This window comes from Bradyrhizobium sp. IC3195 (assembly GCF_020193585.1).
Lineage (GTDB): Bacteria > Pseudomonadota > Alphaproteobacteria > Rhizobiales > Xanthobacteraceae > Bradyrhizobium > Bradyrhizobium yuanmingense.
Window position 1 is genome coordinate 105109 of sequence record NZ_JADYVG010000020.1, and the last position, 21102, is coordinate 126210.

The 21102-nt window shown below is 59.8% G+C and carries 18 protein-coding genes and 1 pseudogene; all 19 read right to left on the minus strand.

Translation table 11 applies throughout. The annotated features are described in order from the left end of the window. Positions 1-179: 179 nt before the first annotated feature. Positions 180-1427 (minus strand): cysteine desulfurase, encoded by a 1248-nt coding sequence (locus tag I6F09_RS29160; RefSeq protein ID WP_225144488.1) that lies wholly within the window; start codon positions 1425-1427, stop codon positions 180-182. Beyond that, positions 1424-2746: a Fe-S cluster assembly protein SufD gene (gene sufD / locus I6F09_RS29165; RefSeq protein ID WP_225129595.1), complete on the minus strand. Its 1323-nt coding sequence runs from the start codon at positions 2744-2746 to the stop codon at positions 1424-1426. The genes I6F09_RS29160 and sufD overlap by 4 nt, the downstream gene beginning before the upstream one ends. 19 nt (positions 2747-2765) lie before the next feature. Further along, on the minus strand, positions 2766-3518 hold the full coding sequence (gene sufC, locus I6F09_RS29170; protein WP_225129597.1) for a Fe-S cluster assembly ATPase SufC: 753 nt from the start codon (positions 3516-3518) through the stop codon (positions 2766-2768). Between the two features lie 65 nt (positions 3519-3583). After that, positions 3584-5080 (minus strand): Fe-S cluster assembly protein SufB, encoded by a 1497-nt coding sequence (sufB, locus tag I6F09_RS29175; protein ID WP_225189620.1) that lies wholly within the window; start codon positions 5078-5080, stop codon positions 3584-3586. A gap of 194 nt (positions 5081-5274) precedes the next feature. After that, positions 5275-5469 (minus strand): 4Fe-4S binding protein, encoded by a 195-nt coding sequence (locus I6F09_RS29180; RefSeq protein ID WP_225129601.1) that lies wholly within the window; start codon positions 5467-5469, stop codon positions 5275-5277. 705 nt (positions 5470-6174) lie between these two features. After that, positions 6175-7287, minus strand: a complete 1113-nt coding sequence (gene ald, locus I6F09_RS29185) for an alanine dehydrogenase (RefSeq protein ID WP_225189625.1) — start codon at positions 7285-7287, stop codon at positions 6175-6177. A 392-nt stretch (positions 7288-7679) separates the two neighbouring features. Beyond that, positions 7680-8726, minus strand: coding sequence for a hydrogenase expression/formation protein HypE (gene hypE / locus I6F09_RS29190; RefSeq protein WP_225129602.1), 1047 nt, complete (start codon positions 8724-8726; stop codon positions 7680-7682). Further along, a complete protein-coding gene (hypD, locus tag I6F09_RS29195; protein ID WP_225129604.1) occupies positions 8723-9865 on the minus strand; it encodes a hydrogenase formation protein HypD in 1143 nt (380 codons plus the stop codon). Before hypD ends, hypE begins: the two co-directional genes overlap by 4 nt. Further along, a complete protein-coding gene (locus I6F09_RS29200) occupies positions 9862-10047 on the minus strand; it encodes a HypC/HybG/HupF family hydrogenase formation chaperone (RefSeq protein WP_306469171.1) in 186 nt (61 codons plus the stop codon). The genes hypD and I6F09_RS29200 overlap by 4 nt, the downstream gene beginning before the upstream one ends. Positions 10048-10096: 49 nt before the next feature. Further along, entirely contained in the window at positions 10097-12352 is a 2256-nt protein-coding gene (hypF, locus tag I6F09_RS29205; RefSeq protein ID WP_225129607.1) for a carbamoyltransferase HypF, read from the minus strand. Beyond that, on the minus strand, positions 12349-13305 hold the full coding sequence (hypB, locus tag I6F09_RS29210; protein WP_225144484.1) for a hydrogenase nickel incorporation protein HypB: 957 nt from the start codon (positions 13303-13305) through the stop codon (positions 12349-12351). The genes hypF and hypB overlap by 4 nt, the downstream gene beginning before the upstream one ends. Next, positions 13305-13646, minus strand: coding sequence for a hydrogenase maturation nickel metallochaperone HypA (hypA, locus tag I6F09_RS29215; protein ID WP_225129612.1), 342 nt, complete (start codon positions 13644-13646; stop codon positions 13305-13307). Before hypA ends, hypB begins: the two co-directional genes overlap by 1 nt. Then, positions 13639-14733, minus strand: coding sequence for a hypothetical protein (locus I6F09_RS29220; protein WP_225129614.1), 1095 nt, complete (start codon positions 14731-14733; stop codon positions 13639-13641). The genes hypA and I6F09_RS29220 overlap by 8 nt, the downstream gene beginning before the upstream one ends. Positions 14734-14833: 100 nt before the next feature. Then, positions 14834-15688: a hydrogenase expression/formation protein gene (locus I6F09_RS29225; protein WP_225144560.1), complete on the minus strand. Its 855-nt coding sequence runs from the start codon at positions 15686-15688 to the stop codon at positions 14834-14836. A 632-nt stretch (positions 15689-16320) separates the two neighbouring features. After that, positions 16321-16611, minus strand: a complete 291-nt coding sequence (locus tag I6F09_RS29230) for a HypC/HybG/HupF family hydrogenase formation chaperone (RefSeq protein ID WP_225129618.1) — start codon at positions 16609-16611, stop codon at positions 16321-16323. Positions 16612-16627: 16 nt separating this feature from the next. Further along, positions 16628-17212: a HyaD/HybD family hydrogenase maturation endopeptidase gene (locus tag I6F09_RS29235; RefSeq protein WP_225129620.1), complete on the minus strand. Its 585-nt coding sequence runs from the start codon at positions 17210-17212 to the stop codon at positions 16628-16630. Between the two features lie 11 nt (positions 17213-17223). Continuing rightward, complete coding sequence (cybH, locus tag I6F09_RS29240; protein WP_225144483.1) at positions 17224-17928, minus strand: Ni/Fe-hydrogenase, b-type cytochrome subunit; 705 nt, start codon at positions 17926-17928, stop codon at positions 17224-17226. 4 nt (positions 17929-17932) lie between these two features. Further along, positions 17933-19723, minus strand: coding sequence for a nickel-dependent hydrogenase large subunit (locus I6F09_RS29245; protein WP_225189626.1), 1791 nt, complete (start codon positions 19721-19723; stop codon positions 17933-17935). A 30-nt stretch (positions 19724-19753) separates the two neighbouring features. Then, positions 19754-20830: pseudogene (locus tag I6F09_RS29250) on the minus strand (hydrogenase small subunit); the annotation flags it as partial. Positions 20831-21102: the final 272 nt, after the last annotated feature.

Sequence of the window (21102 nt, forward strand, 5' to 3'; positions counted from 1 at the left end):
AAGCGGCCGAACAGGAAGACCGGCTGCAAGGCCGAGTGGCCTACACAGGCTCGCCAATGCTATCTATGCCTGCTGAGATCTACAGGTGCTTACGTGCTACGATGACGATGAGGTGCATGACCTCACGCTCCAGATCTCAATGCGAGCTGCCTCGCCACCCGGCGTCGTAGGCTCGCCGATCACGATAACAGCTGCCGCGCCTTGATAAGCGCACGCACGAGCACATCAATCTCTTCACGTGTATTGTAAAGTCCGAGTGACGCACGGCACGTCGCCAGCACGCCGAAGCGCTTGAGCAGCGGCATCGCACAATGGCCCCCCGCCCGCATCGCTACACCAGCGCGGTCGACGACGGTAGCAATATCATGGGCATGCGTACCCTTCATATCAAAGGAAATGATCGGCCCCTTCTCGGCCGGGGTCCCGATCATGCGCACGAAGTTGATGTCCGTCAGCCTCTCCTGCGCGTAAGCGAGCAGTGCGCCCTCGTGCCTGCGGATTTGCACCTTGCCTATTGAGTTGATGTAATCGATAGCCGCCCCTAAACCGATGGCTTCGACGATCGGCGGCGTACCCGCTTCGAAGCGATGTGGCGGATCACCATAAATGACGCCGGAACGCGAGACGTCGCGGATCATCTCCCCGCCGCCATTGAAGGGCGGCATCCATGCCAGATGCTCAGACTTGCCGTAAAGCACACCGATCCCCGTCGGACCATAGAGCTTGTGGCCCGTCATGACGTAGAAATCGCAATCAATGTCGCAGACGTCGGCGCTCAGATGGACGCATCCTTGCGAGCCGTCGACCAGCACCGGGATACCACGAGCATGCCCGATCCTCACCACGTCTTTCACCGGCAACACCGTGCCGAGCACGTTCGACATTTGTGTGATTGCAACCATCTTGGTGCGCGGGGTCAGCAGTCGCTCAAAATCATCGAGCAAAAAGTTTCCGTCATCATCCACTGGGGCCCATTTGATCACTGCACCGAGTCGTTCCCTGAGAAGGTGCCATGGCACAATGTTGGAGTGGTGTTCCATAATCGAGAGAACGATCTCATCACCCGCGCTAATGCGTTCACGGCCAAACGTCTGCGCCACCAGATTGATTGCCTCCGTGGCGCTCCGGGTGAAGATGATCTCTTCGTTTAAATGCGCGTTCACAAACCGCGCCACCTTGGCACGGGCGTCTTCATACGCCTCCGTCGCCGCGTTAGCGAGGTAGTGCAAGCCGCGATGAACGTTGGCATATTCGCTGGAGTACACCTGCGTCATACGGTCAAGCACCGCGTTGGGCTTTTGCGCGGATGCAGCGTTATCGAGGTAAACAAGCGGCTTGCCGTACACCGTCATGGCGAGCGCAGGAAAGTCTGTACGCAGACGGTTGACCTCGTAAATGCCATTGCTCACGGCGGGATGTGCGCTCATCGCCCCGCCTTTAGCCAGTGTTCAGCTTGCGCCGTCACAAAATCGCGCAGATTCTCGGAAGTGATCTCCTCAATCGACTCGCCAACGAACGCTTTAATCAGCAACATCTGCGCATCCTTCTCTGATAGCCCCCGGGCGCGCAGATAGAATACGAGAGTGTCGTCCAGCGCACCCGATGTCGCTCCGTGGCCGCAGGTCACGTCGTCGGCCAAGATTTCGAGTTCCGGCTTGTTGTCGACCTCGGCCTGGTCGGATAGGAGCAACGCTCGCGTCGTCAGGGTGGCGTCCGTTTTCCGGGCGGCAGGACGAACGATAATTCGGCCCTGAAACACCGAGCGACCGCAATCGTCTACGACCGCGCGGAACTTCTCCCGACTGGTGCAATGTGGCATGGCGTGGTCGACCACGACCGTTGTGTCCGCGTGGAGCTTGTCCCTGATGAGATTAACCCCATTCGCCGAGAGCTTGGTTCCCTCGCCGGCCAGCGTGATGAATCCCTGATAGCGGCTGATGGAGCCGCTGCAGGTCATGCTGAAGAGGTCGAGCTTAGCCCTGGCGCCGACTGCGATGATCGCCGACGAGATGTTCACGGCGTCAGAGGCAGCAGCTGCCACGCGGATATACGAAAGGCTCGCCTCGTCACCAACCAGGGCGATTATCGCATCGTTGGCTTGATAGCCACTCGCGCGTTCAGCCGGGACGAAACTTTCTACGATGGCCGCATGCGCTCCTTTACCGAGTTGCAGATAGCAACGTGTAAAGGTGGACACCGACAGTCCGGTTGCGACGTGAACGATTTGAATTGGACGCTCCACCGCATTGCCGTCGGCGACCGTAATCACCAAGCCATCTGTCGCCATTGCGGCGTTGAGCGCGATCGCCGAGTCGCTCGTCGTCGATAGCACCAGACCGGCCATGCCCCCAGTAGCCGAGTTCTCCAGAACCTCTCGCAGCGACCGCACAACGACTTCGTTTTCCAGCCTGCCGAGATCGGATAGCTCCGGCGCGAATATGCCATCCACCAAAACCAGTTTGACCGCCTGATCGGCAGCCACTTGCTTGACCGAGACCTTTGCGCGCACCAGCGCCTCCGCATCCGGCCGCGGAGCGAGTGGCAGCACCTCGCTGATCAGGGCGCGCAGATCTGTGTATTTCCAATCCTCCATGCGCCGATGCGGGAGGCCGGTACGCTCGTAGACCTCGAATGCTCTCGCCCGTATTTGGGGGACAGGGCCTGCACCAGGCAGCCGTCCACGCGCCGCAGCGAAAACATTGCCCATTGCGCGTTCGGCGTCGGCTTTGACCAAAACCTGCTTCATCGGGAAGTCCCTAGAGCCGTCAGGCCGCGTCTTCGAATTGGGCGTAGCCACAAGCCTCGAGCTCCAGCGCGAGTTCCTTGCCGCCACTCTTCATGACCCGCCCTTTCGACATCACGTGCACAATGTCCGGCACGATATGCTCGAGAAGCCGCCGATAATGAGTGATCACGATCATCGCTCGTTCCGGCGAACGTAAGGCGTTGATGCCACTGGCGACGATACGCAGCGCGTCGATATCGAGGCCGGAATCGATCTCGTCAAGGATGCACAGGCTCGGCTCGAACAACGCCATCTGCAAAATTTCGTTGCGCTTCTTCTCGCCGCCGGAGAAGCCGACATTGACGCCGCGCTTGATCATGTCCCGGGGAATGTTGAGCGAACCGGCCACCTCGCGGACTCTTTTCAGAAATTCGGGGGTGGAGAATTCCTGTTGGTCGCGCGCCTTGCGCTGGGCGTTCAGTGCCGCGCGCAGGAAGTTCATGGTGGTCACGCCGGGGATCTCGACTGGATACTGGAATGCTAGGAACACGCCCTTGGCGGCGCGTTCATTTGGCTCCATCCGCAAGAGGTTCTCGCCCCTGAACAAGATTTGTCCGCCGGTGATCTCATAGCCCGGCTTGCCGGCGATGACGTGCGAGAGCGTCGATTTGCCGGAGCCGTTCGGCCCCATGATCGCGTGCACTTCACCGGCATGGACGCTAAGATGCAGCCCGCGAATGATTTCGCGGTCTTCGACACCAAGATGCAAATCTCGGATTTCGAGTAGCGCCATTCTGATCTGCCCCCTGAAATGCGTCGTCTGGCGAGCCGCATTCGAGGGGCTCGCGGGAGGTTTCGTTATCCAACGGATCCGTCGAGCGAGATCGAGATTAGCTTCTGCGCCTCCACTGCGAACTCCATGGGCAGTCTTTGCAGAACTTGCTTGACGAAGCCGTTGACGACGAGGCCCACCGCTTCTTCCTGGCTGAGCCCGCGCTGGATGCAGTAGAACAGCACGTCCTCGGAGATCTTCGAGGTCGTCGCTTCGTGCTCGAACGTCGCCGACGAATTCTTCGCCTCGATGTACGGCACGGTATGCGCACCGCATTTGTCGCCGATTAGCAGCGAGTCGCAGGCGGTGAAGTTGCGCGCGCCGGTCGCTTTGCGATGCGCCGTCACGAGACCGCGATAGGTGTTCTGCGACTTGCCGGCGGCGATACCCTTGGAGATGATGCGGCTCGACGTGTTCTTTCCGAGATGGATCATCTTGGTGCCGCTGTCGACCTGCTGGAAGCCGTTCGAGATCGCGATCGAGTAGAACTCGCCGCGCGAATTGTCGCCGCGGAGAATGCAGCTCGGATATTTCCAGGTGATCGCCGATCCGGTCTCGACCTGGGTCCAGGAGATTTTCGAATTGGCGCCGCGGCAATCGCCCCGCTTGGTGACGAAATTGTAGATGCCGCCCTTGCCTTCCGAATTGCCGGGATACCAGTTCTGCACCGTCGAGTACTTGATCTCGGCATCGTCCAGCGCGACGAGCTCGACCACGGCGGCATGCAGCTGGTTCTCGTCGCGCTGCGGCGCGGTGCAGCCTTCGAGATAGGAGACGTAGGAGCCCTTGTCGGCGATGATCAGCGTGCGCTCGAACTGGCCGGTGTTGCGCTCGTTGATGCGGAAATAGGTCGACAGCTCCATCGGGCAGCGCACGCCCGGCGGCACGTAGACGAACGAGCCGTCGGAGAACACCGCCGAGTTCAGCGTGGCGTAGAAATTGTCCGAGGTCGGAACCACCGAGCCCAGATATTTCTGCACCAGCTCGGGGTGCTCGCGGATCGCCTCCGAGATCGGCATGAAGATCACGCCGGCCTTCTTCAGCTCCGCCTTAAACGTGGTCGCAACCGAGACCGAGTCGAAGACCGCATCGACCGCGATCTTGCGGCGCGCGGGGTCTTCCTCGCCCACCTTGGGCTCGACGCCTTCGAGCATGGCGACTTCCCGCAAGGGGATGCCGAGCTTCTCGTAGGTCTTCAGGATCTCCGGATCGATCTCATCCAGTGACGAGACCGTCTTCTTCGGCTTCGGCGCCGCGTAATAATAGAGGTCCTGGAAGTCGATCTTGGGATAGTCGACACGGGCCCAGGTCGGCTCCTGCATGGTCAGCCAGCGCCGATAGGCTTCCAGCCGCCACTGCAGCATCCAGGCGGGCTCATTCTTTTTCTGCGAGATGAATTTTACGATCTCTTCCGAGAGCCCCTTGGGGGCCTTCTCGGAGTCGATCAGGGTCTCAAACCCATAACGATACTGGTCGACGTCGATGCGCTTCACGCGCTCGACCGTCTCTTGTACGGCTACCATTGCCCGCTCCACTCACGCAGCGACAACTCCCGCCGGCGAGGATAGCGCCGCAATCTCTCTGAGCGGATCGTGCAAGTCGCCGCCAACTCTGGGCCAGCGAGTGAGAGAAACAGGACACGGATCCAAAAGGCGGCGGCTGACGATAGCGTCTTCATCATGTTTCGCGCCGGAGCTCCTCTCATCGGCTACCCCACCTATGCCGGCACGCAGGTATCGGGCACCGGGCAAACGACCACGCATTGCGGCGCGTCAAAATGCCCCTCACATTGCGTACACTGGGTCGGATTGATCACATATATATCGTTCTTCAGGCTGATCGCGGCATTGGGACATTCGAACTCACACGCACCGCAGACGGTGCACTGGGATGCGATTATCTTGTAGGCCATCACTGCGATTCCATGAGCAAAAGTTGCGCGACAGTTTCTTGCTTTCAAGTCTTGTGCCAGACAGTTAACCTTGATTTGTCTGGGCTATTTTCGATAACGCAAGTCGCCGCCTCGACACGGTGTCGCAATTCCTACAACGCGCATGACAGCAGCTTGATCTCGATGCCGTGGTTTGCGCATGGTCGATCTCTCGGCAGTCAGCGATCAGGTGAACCGCGTTAGCCAGCCTGCGATGCGTCCTAAGGTGGTCGTGCCGCGGCTATGATCGATGCGCCGCGCGACTTCACAAGGTTCTCCGCCGGTGTATCAGGTCGACCCCAAGCCCCAGTCACGGGACACCGGCGGCCTCGGCGACGGCACCGCGATAAACAGCCCGCGCAGTCATCACCGGTCCGGTCGGCGTTCCACAGCCAGCCAGAAAGGGTCGCGGCGATCGCGCCAGATAAAGTCGCCCGTGATTGCGGGTCCCCTGCGGACCCGCGGGACGCATTCTCAATTGCCTTCGATTACCTGGCAAGACCGGCATTCATATGCGCTGTATGGGCGAACGTACATTGTCTCGCATCGTGCGAGCGACTGAAGCCGGCGCTCGTCTGGTGATCCTTCACTTATGCCGACGGCGGTCAGCAGATCGATGGAGCCAAAAAAAGCCACCCCGAGGGGTGGCCTAAGTCAGGGAGGAAACGCCCATAAGGGCCTCTGGGATCAGGCCGCAGCCTGTTCGATCGGTGAGAAGGGCAGCCCGAGGCTTTCGGCCACCGCTTTGTAAGTTAGTCGGCCCCGATGGACGTTGAGGCCCGCGCGCAAATGCGGATTTTCGAGCACGGCGGAAAAACCTGTGTTGGCCAGAGCCAAACCAAACGGCAGCGTCGCGTTATTCAGTGCCTGGCTCGAGGTCAGCGGTACAGCCCCAGGCATATTGGCCACGCAATAATGAATGACGCCATCCACTTCGTAAGTAGGATCAGCGTGGGTGGTTGGGTGCGATGTCTCAAAGCAGCCGCCCTGATCGATAGCGACATCCACGAGCACCCCCCTCTTGCGCATCGAGCTCAGCATGCTCCGGCGGACCAGCTTCGGCGCGCTCGCACCTGGAACGAGCACCGCACCAATCACCACATCCGCCGCAAATACCTCTTCCTCCACGGAGTCGATAGTCGAAAACCTGGTGCGAACGCGTCCTTCGAATAGCTCGTCCAGCTCGCGGAGCCGGCGTATCGAACGGTCGATGATGGTCACTTCTGCGCCCAGACCGACCGCCATGCGTGCCGCGTGCGTACCAACGACACCACCTCCGATCACCACGATACGGGCAGGCTGAACACCGGGCACCCCACCGATCAACAGCCCTCGTCCGCCTGCACTCCGCTTCAGGGCGCTACCCGCCGCTTCGATCGCAAGCCTACCCGCGACCTCGCTCATCGGCGCCAGCAGCGGAAGACCACCATGCGCATCAGTTACGGTCTCATAGGCGATCGCGGTGCATCCAGATTTCAGGAGGCCCTTGGCCTGATCCGGGTCGGGGGCCAGATGCAGATAAGTGAAAAGGATCTGATTTTCCCGCAGCTGACACCATTCGGACGGCTGAGGCTCCTTAACCTTTACGATCATCTCGCTCGATGCGAATACCTCAACTGCGGAAGTTAGAATCGTTGCGCCAGCATTGCGATAATCGTCGTCGGTTGCACCAATGCCAGCGCCGGCATTGGTCTCGATCATCACGCGGTGGCCCGCTGCCACGTATTCGCGGACAGCTCCCGGGGTAAGGCCGACGCGATATTCGTGCGCCTTGATTTCCTTGGGGACTCCGACCTTCATTTGAAAACTCCCTACCTGGAGCGCCTTTCTAATCGGAAGCGAGCAGGGATATTGCGACGCAGCCGTCAAAATGACGCAGAAATTCAGCGATATTTGGCAAGCTTCGCAGGATTTCAAACCCACTGGTGCCGAGCGGATCGAGTGACCATGCTCGCTGAGCTTAACCGTCGAAAATGCGTGATCGCGATGAAGTTTCGAATTGCGTTCTCGGCTCGTGAAAAAGCTAACAACCGAAATCCAGCCTCGCCGAAACTTCTTGAAGAGCCGAGTCGCAGTGTGCCGGTTGGGTAGACTTGCCCATAGAAGGGATCGTTTCCAAAGCTGATGGCTCTTGGCTAATGACCATTGATCATAAATTTGGTTTCCAAAAAACTGGACGATGCGCAACGTGTTCAACAGATCCGAGGCAATTGTTCGCCCCACAACCAATCAACGATTCGCCGGCCGCCGAAACCGGTCGCCATCTGCACAAATTTCCGATCGTCAGCCACCGCCTCGCCAATATCAGCTGCATCGGACCCGAGCGGGTGCGCCTTCATGGCTGCAAGCACGGCATCGGCCAAATCAGGCGCGACGATCGCAACGAGCTTGCCCTCATTGGCGACATGGATCGGATCGAGACCAAGGAGCTCGCAGGCAGCTGCAACCGCGGGCTTCACCGGAATGGATGTTTCCTCCAGATGGAACCCGAGGTCAGATTGATGCGCAATCTCGTTGAGGGTCGCGGCAAGCCCACCCCGCGTCGGGTCGCGCATCACCCGGATGCTGCTACCGCCGGCGGCAACCATGACCGCTACGAGATTATGCAACGCTGCGCAATCCGAGACGACCTCGGTTTGAAAAGCGACGTTCTGACGTTTTGACATGATCGCCACCCCATGATCGCCGACGCTACCGGACACCAGCACACGGTCCCCGACCCTTGCCTTGTCGGCGGAGAGATCGAGCCCATCGGCCACAATCCCGATGCCGGTCGTAGAGATGAACAAACCATCGGCCTTGCCGCGCTCGACCACCTTGGTGTCTCCGGCAATGATGTAAACGCCAGCGCCGCGCGCTGCCGCGCCCATCGAATCCGCGATCGCCTTCAGATCCGAAAACCGGAAGCCCTCCTCGATGATAAAACTGGCCGACAGATAGAGGGGACGCGCGCCGGACATCGCGACATCATTGATCGTGCCGTGCACAGCCAGTGACCCGATATTACCGCCCGGAAAGAACAGCGGGGAAACCACATAGCCGTCGGTCGTCATCACCATCCTGCCTGCCGCAACGTCAAACGCGGACTGATCATTGCAGCGGGCGAGCCATTCATTACCAAAGGCTTGGTGAAAAAGGCCGGAGATCAGCTGTGCCATGGCACGGCCCCCGGATCCATGGGAAAGATCAACGCGTCCGTTCTCGATGTCGAGCTTGCGTTGATAAGCCTTTACGCTCATGACGTCCGCCTCAACTGTTCATCGCGAACTCGGCCGTAGGCCCAATACGCCGCACAAGCGCCTTCTGATGACACCATGCAGGATCCTATGGGAGTTTCCGGCGTGCAGACGGTTCCAAACAGCTTACAGTCGACCGGCCGCTTGGCGCCACGCAAGATCGCGCAGCACTCGCATGCCGGATTGTCTGCGATACGCAGGTCGTGGATCGCAAAACGCGTCTCGGCGTCGAATTGCGCGTAAGCCTGCTTCAGCTTCAGTCCGCTGTTGGGGACGAGTCCGAGCCCTCGCCATTCAAACTGCTCGCGCAGTTCGAATATCTGCGATACCTCCTCCTTGGCGCGCCGATTGCCTTCACGCGTCACCGCACGACTGTATTGGTTCTCTACCTCGTAGCGATCTTCGTTCACCTGCCGCACCAGCATCAGGATCGCCTGCATCACATCGAGCGGTTCAAAACCCGCGATCACGATGGGCTTGCCGAATTGTTCCGCCAGAGGCTCGTAAGGCTGCGTGCCAATAATGGTGCTCACATGTGCAGGCCCGATGAAGCCGTCGATTGGAACCCCGCCGGTGTCGCGGATTTTGGGGTTCTCGAGAATGCTGTGCATCGCAGAGGGTGTAAGCACGTGATTGCAGAACACGCTGAGGCCCTTCAACCGCTTCTTCTCGGCAATCCGGATCATCACCGCCGTCGGAGGGGTAGTGGTCTCAAATCCAATGGCAAAGAAGACCACCTCGCGGCTCGGCGCCTGTTCGGCGAGCCGGATAGCGTCGAGCGTCGAGTAGACCATCCGAATGTCTGCGCCGAGCGCTTTGGCTCGCAACAGGGACTGTCCTTGCGACCCAGGCGCGCGCATCAGGTCGCCGTAGACGCACAGAGTGACCTCTGGTCGGTCGACGAGCCGGATCGCCATATCAATTCGGCTGGCGGGCAGAACGCAGACGGGACAACCGGGCCCGTGGATCATGCGAACGTTCGCGGGCAGCAGATCCTCCAGGCCGTAGCGGGAGATCGCATGAGTGTGTCCGCCGCAGAATTCCATGAACCGATAGGCTCTTTGCGAACTGACCTCGGCGCCAATCGCACGCGCAATTCCCTGCGCGATGGCCTTGTCGCGAAATTCGTCGGCATATTTCATGATCGGCGTTCTCCTGCACTGCCTAGCTCCTGCAGGAGCTCCAGCGTGCGCTTGGCTTCCGTCGGATCGATCTTGGCCAGCGCATAGCCGACATGGACAAGGACGCAATCGCCGACCTCGAGCTCGTCGATGAGAGCAATCGATATCTCCAGGCTGATGCCATCGATGGACACCGTAGCCATGTCGTTGGGAAGAATTTTCGCAATCCTTGCCGGCACTGAAAGGCACATATCAGGCTGTTCCTTCCCTGGCGGACGACCGTTGAGCAATCTGCAGAGCGGCAATCCAGGCCTGGCCAAGGCTCAAACCGCCATCATTGGGCGGCACCCGCCGTGGCACGAGCGGGGTAAGGCCGGCAGCGCTGCAACCGCGCGGGATCTCATCCGCCAGCACCGCGTTCAGGAAGCAGCCGCCGCTCAGAACGACAGTATTAACGCCGGTTGTCCGCGCAGAGCGTGTGACCCAGTCAACGCAGGCGGCAGCGAAGGTGCCATGAAAAAGCCCGGCTCCGCCCACGGCGTCAATGTCATGTGCAATCAGCTGCGCAAACAGCGGACGAAGCGACAGCACGCCGCCGTCGATCGTCCAGCCGGCTTCGAGAATCGCAGTCCGCCCCACCAGCGCCTCGAGCTTCATCGCCGCTTCGCCCTCATAGCTCTGCAAACTCGCAATCCCCAGCAGCGCCGCTGCCGCGTCGAACAACCGGCCCGCACTGGTCGTGGTGGGCCCGCCCGGCTGATCGAGCAAGGCCGACACACATCCAGCCCGCCGTTGCGCCGCAAAGCGCGGCCCGATTTCATTACCCCGGCCGAGCCCGTGTAGTACTGCGCTCGCCATGCGCCAGGGCTCGCGAGCTGCACGATCTCCACCAGGCATTTGCAGCGGCGCTAAGTGCCCGATGCGTCGGCACCTCGGGCCTTCGCACAACAATAGTTCGCCACCCCAGTTGCCGCCGTCGGAACCAAAGCCATGGCCATCGAGCACCAGGGCAAGCGCAGGTCCCGCATGGCCATGCTCGGCGATCACTGCGGCAGCGTGTGCGTGGTGATGTTGGACAGCCACCAGCTCGCGGCCATTTGCTTCCGCAAACCGGGTAGAAACCATATCGGGATGCAGATCATGGGCGACGACGACAGGCTCCACGTCAAGGCTCGATGTGAGGTGTCGGATCGTCTCCTCGAACGCACGAACGCCTTCGGCCGTATCCAGATCGCCAATATGCTGAGAGACGAACGCTTGGTTGTCCCGCGTGATGGTGATGGTCGATTTCAGCGCGCCGCCGACGGCGAGCACGGGGGGCACGGACTTCGGAAGCCTGATGGGTTCGGGAACATAGCCACGGGCACGACGAATGAATTGTGGCCGGCCAGCCACCACTGACACCACGGAGTCATCAGCACGCGTCAGGATATCGCGGTCATGGGTCACGACAAGGTCGGCGATCTCATCGAGCCGCCGCAGCGCCTGCGCGTTGTCGATCAGGAGCGGTTCGCCGCCAAGATTGGCACTGGTAGCCACGATGACCGCGCCGGCCCCCGCCCATGCACCTGCCGAGCGAAGCGCATGAAAGATGAGGTGATGCAGCGGCACTATAGGCAGCATGACACCCACACGTGACAAGCCAGGAGCTATGTCGGGTGCCAGGTTGTTTCGCGAAGGCAGAAGGACGATGGGACGTGCTACGGATTCGAGCAGCGCAAGCTCGGGCACGTTCGCCTCCGCGATCTCGCTGACGCGCTCTATCGAATCGACCATAACCGCGAACGGCTTCTGAAGGCGCTGCTTTCTCCTGCGCAAACGCTGCACCGCGTCCTGGTTACGCGCATCGCAAAGCAGCTGGTATCCGCCCAGCCCCTTTATCGCCACGATTTGTCCACCCGCGATTGCCGCGACAATGGCGCTGATCTCATGGCTGAGCCGAGGACCGCATGTCGGACACGCGATCGCCTCCGCATGAAACCTGCGGCTCTCCGGATCGCCATATTCGGCCGCGCAGGCGGCGCACAGCCTAAAAACCCTCATTACGGTGTTGCGGCGATCGTAGGGAAGCCGTTCGGCGATGGTGTAGCGTGGGCCGCAATGGCAGCAACTGATGAAGGGGTAAAGGTAATGCCGATTTTCTGGATCGAACAGCTCACTGAGACATTGCTGGCAGACCGCAGCATCAGCGACGATCTGCGTTGACAATTTGCCGCCTTCGCTCGTGCCGATCGAAAAGTCTTTCGCCGCGAGCGCCGCAGTCTCCCGAACGCAGATGTGGTCGATGCGTGCCAATGGCGGCGCCTCGAGCGGCAACGTGGCGATAAACTCCGAGGCCCGATGCCCCTCGACCTCGATCGTAACACCGTCGGGGCCATTGATGACAAATCCCGCCAATCCGTACCGCATAGCGAGTCCATAGACGTAAGGACGAAAGCCGACCCCTTGTACGGCCCCACTCACGCGCACGCGTAGCCGTGTTCGGTCGCAGGAGGTTGCGGCGTTCATCGCCTTGTGTCCTCTACGATGGGCCTCTGATGCCTCGCCTGTCTATCGATCCAGGCGTAGAGCGCGCCAAAACCCTCGCCGGTACGAGCCGAAACTACAAGCACGTCAATCTTCGGATTGACGCGTCTGGCGTATTCGATCGTCTTACCCAAATCGAAATCGAGCAGCGGGGCTAGATCAATCTTGTTGATCACCATGAGCGAAGAAGCGGCAAACATATCAGGATATTTGAGCGGCTTGTCTTCACCTTCGGTAATCGACAAGACTACGATCTTGCAGGCCTCACCAAGATCGAAGGCTGCGGGACAGATCAGATTACCGACGTTCTCGATGAAGAGAATACCGCCAATCAGCAGCGGCAAGCGCCGATGAGCCTCGCCAATCATTGCAGCATCGAGATGGCAACCCTTGCCGGTGTTGACTTGAACGGACGGCACGCCGGCGGCCCGAATGCGTTCGGCATCGTTCGAGGTCTGCTGGTCGCCTTCGATGACCCCGACCGGACGGCTGCGCTTGAGCTCGGACACGGCGCGGACAAGCAGGGTCGTTTTACCTGCACCAGGACTAGACAGAAGATTAAATACAAGCAGGTCATCAGCTACGAAGAGCGCGCGGTTGTCCGCCGCAATCCGATTATTCTTGCCAAGAATGTCGCGCTCGATCTGAATGACCCGCTCTCTGCTCATGCCCGCAGCCTTCAAGCCAGCCGGCCCGGCGCCGCCGCTCAGCAGCGCCTGCCCGCCATGAGCCTGGTGATGGGCAAAGCGATGATCGTGACTATGACTGTCGCGAACATGGTATGAACGTTGCAGGCCTTGGTCGCCATGCGGATGGTAACCGCGATCGAAATCGTCCTGCATATCAACATAGTAACGCGCGTGGCTCTCCGCGTCATGCGCCTTGGCGCGTTCGGTCGACGGCGTCCCGTCGGTGCAGCCGCAAACGGTACACATCAATCGATCTCCAGCTCTTTCACGCGCATCTGCTCGCCCGCGGTTACCTGCAACTGATAGCTGCCGCAGCGAGGACAGCACTCACCGCGCCGTGCAATTTCAACGCTTTTCGAACAGCTCATGCACCAGACAATGCCTGGCCGTTCGACGATATTAAGGACCGCGCCCTCGGCAACGGTCCGCGTTGCAACGACAGCAAAGCAGAACCTGATCGCTTCAGGCGCAGCATGGCCCAGCGCTCCCATCTCTAGACAGACGCTCCGTACGCGCGAAAACGATCGGTGACGTGCCTCCTCCTCGATGATTTGAATGATGCCAAGACAAATCGCCATTTCATGCATCGCCAATTTCGCGAAAATTGAGGGTGAATCCGACGCACGGATCGAGCGATGCAATCACTGCATGGACTGCATCCCGACGCCGTCTAGCCGTCAGCACCGCGCCCTGCAGGCTGCGGACAAGCGGTCCGCGGCGGTGGAAATTCCACTCCGTCGGCGCAAGGAATTCGAAGCGGGATATCCGGCCCTGAGGATCAAGCTCAACCGCTTGGTAGAGACGCCCCCTGGCGCATTCGACCGCGGCCGCTGCACGGCCGGGCCCTAGCCTATATCTTTCGATAATCCCATGCTCCGCCGACTCAATCTGAGCACCGGCCTTGAGCCAGGCGCATAGCCGGAGGATTTCAGCAATTCTGGCCCTCAGCCGCTCGGCCGCTCCGGAGGGGCTCGGCGAGAGTTGATCACGCGCCATTTGGCGCGCCCATGGACCCGTCTCGGGCGCATGTCCGTCAAGATCGGGACAATGGCAAAATGTAGCGTCATCCACGAGCAGCCGTTTAATGATGTTGCGGTCGTCAGCAACGGACAGGAACGAGTGCTCCGCCGGAATTGACTTCAGGTCGATCTCATCAAGCGCTGCAATGCGAAGCGCCAATGGGCTACCGGATGTCAGCGCGCCACCCTCATTCGGTATGCCGAGCGCGGCCAGCGCAGCCACAATCCGCACCGTTGCTTCGCATTGAGTGGAGCCCCAGGGTGGCTGGGTGGTGCCGACAAGCGCTGAGATTTCCCGCATCACGGAGCGGACTGCCGCCGCACTGATGACGTCTTGCGCAAGATGTCCGACAAAGAGGCCCCTTAGCAAGTCCGCGATGCGCTCGGTAACGATAAGCGCAATACGATGCTGTTTTGTTGTGCGTGTGATCACTTCGTCGCGCGCCGTCTCGATCGCGGACAGCAGTGCGGTTTGCTGCGCAGCGGCACACAATGCGAAGAGCCGCGGCAGCACCTTAAGCAGCGACGAAGCTTGTTTGCCAGCGAACAGCTGCCCCAGCGGCGGCCGGACTCGCGGCAGGATCTCGACCGCGGCGACTACGTCGGCAGCAAGCGATACGGTGACATCGATCTTGTTGTGGGCAGCAAGGCTCATGCGCACCGCTCCGCAAACATCCTGCGCAAGGTATGCCGGCGGTCGCTGCGCACGCGCCGTCTACGGGATCCCCCCGGACGCCGAACGTTCTCCAAGCTCTTCATGTGACGTACGCCTTAATAATTTCCTGCATGCGTTCGGCAGAGTCCTGGAAATCCTCGTCGGCAGCCAACGCAACAATCGGCACGCCGCCGACCTCCAGCGTATCAAGGATGATGTTGTCCGTAGAATTGAAGAACTGCACCGACCAGACATTCCTGATCCCGGTCGCCTGCACTCGGCACGTTCCGTAACCGCGGAAGATGAGCTGGACCGGGCCATTGCCCAGGCTGAGCTGCAGGAATGCCAGATCGATAACGCTCATCGGCAGCAACGTGAGATTGATGACGTGAGCGCGCATGCCAAACCGCCAGACGCGCGACCGCTCGCGTATTTCCGCGAGCAAGGGTTGCACGTTCATCGCGCCGTCCGGCGCCGCGCGGATCACAATATCGGCGGACGTCAGGTCACTTGCGGCGCGCCGGACAATTTGCGGAATCGCTCCGACCTCGACATATTCGTGCGCCGGATCGGTCCCGATGCGCACGCGCCAGATTCCCGCAAGCACGGACTCCCGGATTTGCGCCAAAGTGCCATCTGGCAGCGCAACCACGCCAGCAATCTCACCTTCTCCGAGCACTTCGCCAATCAGCTTGCGCTCGGGATCGCTGAGATTCGCGAGTCCGTACTGTTGCGTCCGAGCGCCCCTTCTCTGGCTGGCAACGGCAGCAGCGGCATTCGATAAGAGCGCGGTGGCATTTGGATAGTTCCTTGCAAGCCCGTCGCCATCGCGCCAACCGCTGGCGAGCGCACTCCTCGACCCGCCATGGAATACATCGAGGCTCCCAGAGCCCATGGCAAGCTTGCTCGCCACCCGCTCGGCGCCGTCCGATGCAACGCGGAGCGCTGTTTTCATCATGCGATGCTCCGTTGGCTGTCTCGAGGAGCAATGCCCTTGCCGACACAAGTGCTGCCGGCGTGTGGCCGAACGATCGGTACCGAGATACGGCTGATCCTGACCAAACGGACCGGTCTCTTGCCGATCACGCGGAGTGTATTGCGCCGACGGCGCAGGCTCGGGCTCGACGGGCCGCGCAGGCCGAGCCGGCCGACCAGTTCGCCACCAACGCCGCCCGCAGGCACTGCGCCTTGCATGCGCCGCCGAAACGAGTTGACCATTTCAGGACGGAAGTACGCGGGCTTGATGATTCGGAGCAAATATAGGAGATCGGCCGGTGACTGCGGCATCACGTCCGCCCTCACGGGAGCGTGTGCGACTAGGCACGCACCTCCGCTGACGCCCCCCACCTCGGATGGAGCGGGCCGCGAAAGACCACGCTGCGCCGGCTGCAACTTCATCACACGCCTTCTGAAAATCTTCGGTTCTGCTAACAGGCTATTAGCAAGGTGCATGCCAATCATCGTCTGGCCGCGTCTCCCCCTCGAACCAGAGGCTCGAAGCGCCTGACATTTTCCATGCAAAGGTTACGAGCGACTGGAAGCCAATGTGTGAGCAAGCAATCGGCGCAATATCCGCAAGCGGAATCGCTAGCGTAGGTGCTCCGGCAATTGCGGCTCATGACCGATTAAGTCCGCAAAGAAGGGATCGCAGTCCTGGCCGTTGAGGCTGGCCTCAAGCCCGTCCAGTGCTTGCGAGATCAGCGTTGCTTCATTTTCATCCAAAAGCCGCACCGCGCTGTCGATATGAACGAGCACCTTTGCGCCGACCACGGCGTCCGAGAGCAGCATGACCGAGACGCGCCGCTGTTTATCGCCATACTCGCACAGCGCCGTGATGCCGTCGGTCTCGAGAATCGTCATTGGCAATCCAAGGCACATGGTCACTCGCGGGCCGCTAGATCGGCTGCGTCCTCATCTCATAATTTGCATGGTCGATATTGTTCGCCAATAGTCGTTCTGATGCAGGCAGCGGCGCGGTCCGCGGTTTTGCCGGCGAGTCCCACTGCGCCAGGAGTTTGCAAGCCAGTTCAATCGCAGGCGCAATCTGAAAGCGTACCGGGGCAGTCAGCGGACCGCCCCAATGCTCCAGGTCCAGCGGCTGACAGCCGATGAGAGCGAGCTCTCGCGGGCGGCGGCCAAGCAGGTCGGCCGCACTCAAGACCTCCTGAAAGCCGGTCTGATGCAGGCTCACCTTCTTGGCGGCGGTAAATTTTGGCACTTCGTCATCTCGCACAAGCTTCAACTGCCCGGGCAGTAATCCATAGTCGATAGCATCGAACACGATCAGGCAATCGGCCTGCTCAAGAAAACTAATGAGGTAGAGCCCCTGTGTGCCGCCATCGAGAACGGTGACGTTGTCATCGATGGCATAGCGGCGATGAAACTCCTCGACCACCCGCACGCCAAATCCCTCATCGGCCCACAAGATATTGCCGATGCCGAGCACCAGAATCCTCTTCTTGGTTTCCGGATTGAGCATCCGCCTCCCAGTCAATCGCGAGACCCGCGCTCACCCGATGGACTAGATGCTCCGGCGCGACATGAGTCTTCACGGATCACCGCGTAGATGTGGACCAGCGCAAAGGTCACGATCACCCACAGGCCGAGATGATGCCAGGTATGGACGTCCTGACTGTTCGGCCAAATTGAAAATACCCAGCTGAACAGCTTGTACTGCCAGCTGTCAGTGCCTGCACCTTGCCCATAAAGTGCAAATCCTGTGACAACCATGAACGTGATCGTCTGCGTAAACATAAAGAACATTGCGAGCTGAGCAAGACGGTTGCGCCCGACGCGCCTCTCGGGCTCAACTGTAAGGAACGCATACGAGCGAATCTCGTGGTAGACCTCGCGCCAAAAGCACCTGCGCCAGAGCGGCACCCAAAAGATCTGCATGGCATGCGCATTTCCCATTAAAGCCCAGTAGATTCGCAGAAGAAAGCCGGTACTGAGCACATATCCCGCCGAGAAATGAGCAAAGCGGATGTAGCCGAACAGGAAATTGCCGGTTGCCTCTCCCGACATCGCCGGTGTCCCGGTTCCAATGAGATAGCCGGTTAAGCTCAGCATCAGAATGGTCGCGGCATTGACCCAATGCCACAGTCGCACCGGCGCGGAGGCGATGCCACCGCCGATCCTGCCTTCAGTCGGTGCCGCATCGACGGCGGCAAGGAGCTTCCGAGCCGTGTCCGGCATGCCCCTAACGAACATTGACTGAAGCCATTTCCTGGCCATCAGGACTCATCACATGGGTCGAGCAAGCCAAGCATGGATCAAAGGAATGGATCGTGCGCAAGATCTCCAGGGGCCGCTGCGGATCGGCCATCGGGGTACCGATCAGGGAGGCTTCAAAGGCGCCAATATTGCCCTTGGGATCGCGAGGAGATCCATTCCACGTCGTCGGCACAACACATTGATAATTGTCGATCTTGGCGTCCCTGATCTTGATCCAGTGCCCAAGCGCACCGCGCGGCGCCTCAGTGAACCCGTAGCCCTTGGCCTCCTTGCGCCAAGTTTCCGGCTTCCACCTGCTGACATCGGCAGTTGCCGTATTGCCTGCCTTGATGTGGATTACCAGCTTATTCTGGAAATAACGCATCTGATGCGCCGCCCACTGGCATTCGAGCGCTCGCGTCGCAGTACGGCCAAGCGTCGAGAACAGCGCACTCAGGGGAAGATTGAGCCCCTTGAGCAGTCTCTCGGCGGGCTCCTTGAACTCGGCTTTGTCTTGCGCATAACCGATGATGTATCGCGCTAACGGCCCGACCTCCACGGCGTGGCCGCGCCAGCGCGGCGCTTTGATCCAGGAATACTTGCCGCCCTCGTCGAGTTCCTTAATATCTGTCTTGCTGCCTTTGAGTTTTGGCCCAAGTTCAAAACTCGGCTCGGTGAGACCGTCCCAGGGATGCAGTCCAGAGCAATCGCTGGGGTATTTATACCATGAATGCGGGACGAATTCCTGGATCTGCTCGGGATCACCATGGTCGATCGGCAGTATCTCCTTGAGATTGCCACCAAGAATGACCCCTCGCGGCAGCTTGAAGCTTTTGGCGGAACAGTCATTTGCGTTTTCGGGGATGTCGCCATAGGACATCACGCTTTTGCTCGAAAGTCCGCCGCCATGGAGCCAGTCCTTATAGAACGAGCAGATCGCGGCAATGTCGGGCAGGTAGACCTGCTCGACAAACTCGATCGAACGGTCGACGATCGAGGACACGATGTTCAATCGCTCCATATTGATCGCACCCACCGCACCAGTTCCGTCGACGTTGATCGCGCAGGGCACGCCGCCGACCAACCAGTTCGGATGCGGGTTCTTGCCACCATAGATCGCCTGGATCTTGACGATCTCCTTCTGAAAGTCGAGCGCTTCTAGATAATGCGCTACAGCCATCAAGTTCGCTTCCGGCGACAGCTTGTAGGCCGGATGCCCCCAATAGCCATTCTTGAACGGACCGAGTTGGCCTGATCCGAAGAATTTGGTGAGCCGGATCTGCAAATCCTTAAAATAGCCAGGGGACGATAGCGGCCAGGGCGAGATAGACTGCGCGAGCGCGGAGGTCGACTTGGGATCGGCCTTGAGCGCGGAGACCACGTCGACCCAATCCAGCGCGTGCAGGTGATAGAAATGTACGAGGTGATCATGCACGAGCAGGCACAGCTGCATGATGTTGCGGATCGAATTGGCATTCTCCGGAATCGCAATTCCTAGTGCATTTTCAACCGCGCGCACGGAGGTGAGCGCATGGGTTCCGGTGCATACCCCGCAAATCCGCTCGGTGAACGCCCAGGCGTCGCGCGGATCGCGCCCGCGCAGGATAACTTCAATGCCACGCCACATCGTGCCGCTTGAGACCGCATTGCGGATCACATTGTCTGAATCGAGATTGGCTTCGACACGCAGGTGGCCTTCGATCCGCGTCAGCGGATCGATGACGATTCGCCTGCCGGAACGATCGAGATTGAACCCATTCGGTGTCTGGACGGCCACCGTCGCCCCCTCCTCAAGTCGATTTGCTTTTGCGCGATCCCGCTTGTGGGTCAACCGCTTCGCGGCGGTGAGCGCCGCGTGGGCAGCGACGGTTAGCCCAACTACGCCGGCAGCGGCCATGCCGATCTGGTCGGCGTTCGCCTCGATGCCGAACTGCTTGATGGTTGTGAGGCGGTCGTAAAATGATCCCTTATCCCAGAAGCCGTCTTCGGAGCAGCCGAAGCAGCCGTGGCCGGATTGAATCGGAAATGAAATGCCGCCGTTCCACCGAATGGCCGAACAGGCATTGTAGGTGGTTGGCCCCTTGCAGCCCATCTTGTACAGGCAATAGCCCTTGCGTGCGTACTCATCGTCCCACTCTTCGACGAATTGGCCAGCGTCGAAATGGGAACGCCGATAGCACTTGTCGTGAATCCGCTCGGAATAGAACATACTGGGACGGCCTTGGCGATCGAGCTCCGGAAGCTTTCCGAACGTGGTCATGAAAGTCAGGAGGCCACTCATAACCTCTGCGATAGGAGGGCACCCGGGCACCTTGATGATCGGCTTGTTGGTGATCACCTTATCGATCGGCGCCGCGCCAGTCGGATTGGGCTTGGCCGCTTGCACGCATCCCCAGGACGCACACGTGCCCCAAGCGATGACCGCCATGGACTCTTCCGCCATGTACCTGAGCTTTTCAACGAACGGCTTGCCGCCGTCAATGCAGAACATGCCACCCTCGTTCAGCGGCGGATTGCCTTCGACGGCGAGCACATACCTGCCTTTGTACTTGGCACGAGTTTCCTCCAGGATGGCTTCGGCCTGGTGTCCTGCCGCCGCCATGATCGTATCGTCATAGTCGAGCGAAATCATCGACAGCAGCGCGTCCTTGATCAATGGATGGGCCGAGCGGATAAAGCTTTCCGAGCAGCAGGTACACTCGAGCCCGTGCAGCCAGATGACGGGCACACGCGGTTTGGTCTCTAGGGCGTTGGCAATTCTGCCTGCGGCGAGCGGACCGAGTCCCAAGCTCGCGGCAGTCAAACTGCAGAATTTGTGGAAACTACGACGCGTGATACCCTGACGTCTGATCACGCTGTAGAACGTTTCTGTTGCACCACCCATTAAGCCTTCCATGTGAGTTGTCGTCGACCGAAACGAATTACTGACGTTCAGCAAGAAACAAGCCACAGAAGCGAAACACTTGACAGATGGCACGCCACCGCTTCTGGATTTGATGACAGTCGAAACCAGCCAGCGAGCCACGAGCTGCGCCATTGATCTGTCATGCTAATGGTGTCCGGTTTTGGACATCGATGTGATCAGTTCAACAGAGCGACACGATGGTTCATCACTGCACGGTGACTACGTCCTGCTCGCTCTTGCAGATGCGACAC

What these genes read in the sequence shown, in the direction of transcription:
- I6F09_RS29160 (WP_225144488.1), bottom strand. Translation starts at nt 1,427, where the DNA reads ATGAGCGCACATCCCGCCGTGAGCAATGGCATTTACGAGGTCAACCGT.
- sufD (WP_225129595.1), bottom strand. Translation starts at nt 2,746, where the DNA reads ATGAAGCAGGTTTTGGTCAAAGCCGACGCCGAACGCGCAATGGGCAAT.
- sufC (WP_225129597.1), bottom strand. Translation starts at nt 3,518, where the DNA reads ATGGCGCTACTCGAAATCCGAGATTTGCATCTTGGTGTCGAAGACCGC.
- sufB (WP_225189620.1), bottom strand. Translation starts at nt 5,080, where the DNA reads ATGGTAGCCGTACAAGAGACGGTCGAGCGCGTGAAGCGCATCGACGTC.
- I6F09_RS29180 (WP_225129601.1), bottom strand. Translation starts at nt 5,469, where the DNA reads ATGGCCTACAAGATAATCGCATCCCAGTGCACCGTCTGCGGTGCGTGT.
- ald (WP_225189625.1), bottom strand. Translation starts at nt 7,287, where the DNA reads ATGAAGGTCGGAGTCCCCAAGGAAATCAAGGCGCACGAATATCGCGTC.
- hypE (WP_225129602.1), bottom strand. Translation starts at nt 8,726, where the DNA reads ATGAGCGTAAAGGCTTATCAACGCAAGCTCGACATCGAGAACGGACGC.
- hypD (WP_225129604.1), bottom strand. Translation starts at nt 9,865, where the DNA reads ATGAAATATGCCGACGAATTTCGCGACAAGGCCATCGCGCAGGGAATT.
- I6F09_RS29200 (WP_306469171.1), bottom strand. Translation starts at nt 10,047, where the DNA reads ATGGCTACGGTGTCCATCGATGGCATCAGCCTGGAGATATCGATTGCT.
- hypF (WP_225129607.1), bottom strand. Translation starts at nt 12,352, where the DNA reads ATGAACGCCGCAACCTCCTGCGACCGAACACGGCTACGCGTGCGCGTG.
- hypB (WP_225144484.1), bottom strand. Translation starts at nt 13,305, where the DNA reads ATGTGTACCGTTTGCGGCTGCACCGACGGGACGCCGTCGACCGAACGC.
- hypA (WP_225129612.1), bottom strand. Translation starts at nt 13,646, where the DNA reads ATGCATGAAATGGCGATTTGTCTTGGCATCATTCAAATCATCGAGGAG.
- I6F09_RS29220 (WP_225129614.1), bottom strand. Translation starts at nt 14,733, where the DNA reads ATGAGCCTTGCTGCCCACAACAAGATCGATGTCACCGTATCGCTTGCT.
- I6F09_RS29225 (WP_225144560.1), bottom strand. Translation starts at nt 15,688, where the DNA reads ATGAAAACAGCGCTCCGCGTTGCATCGGACGGCGCCGAGCGGGTGGCG.
- I6F09_RS29230 (WP_225129618.1), bottom strand. Translation starts at nt 16,611, where the DNA reads ATGTGCCTTGGATTGCCAATGACGATTCTCGAGACCGACGGCATCACG.
- I6F09_RS29235 (WP_225129620.1), bottom strand. Translation starts at nt 17,212, where the DNA reads ATGCTCAATCCGGAAACCAAGAAGAGGATTCTGGTGCTCGGCATCGGC.
- cybH (WP_225144483.1), bottom strand. Translation starts at nt 17,928, where the DNA reads ATGCCGGACACGGCTCGGAAGCTCCTTGCCGCCGTCGATGCGGCACCG.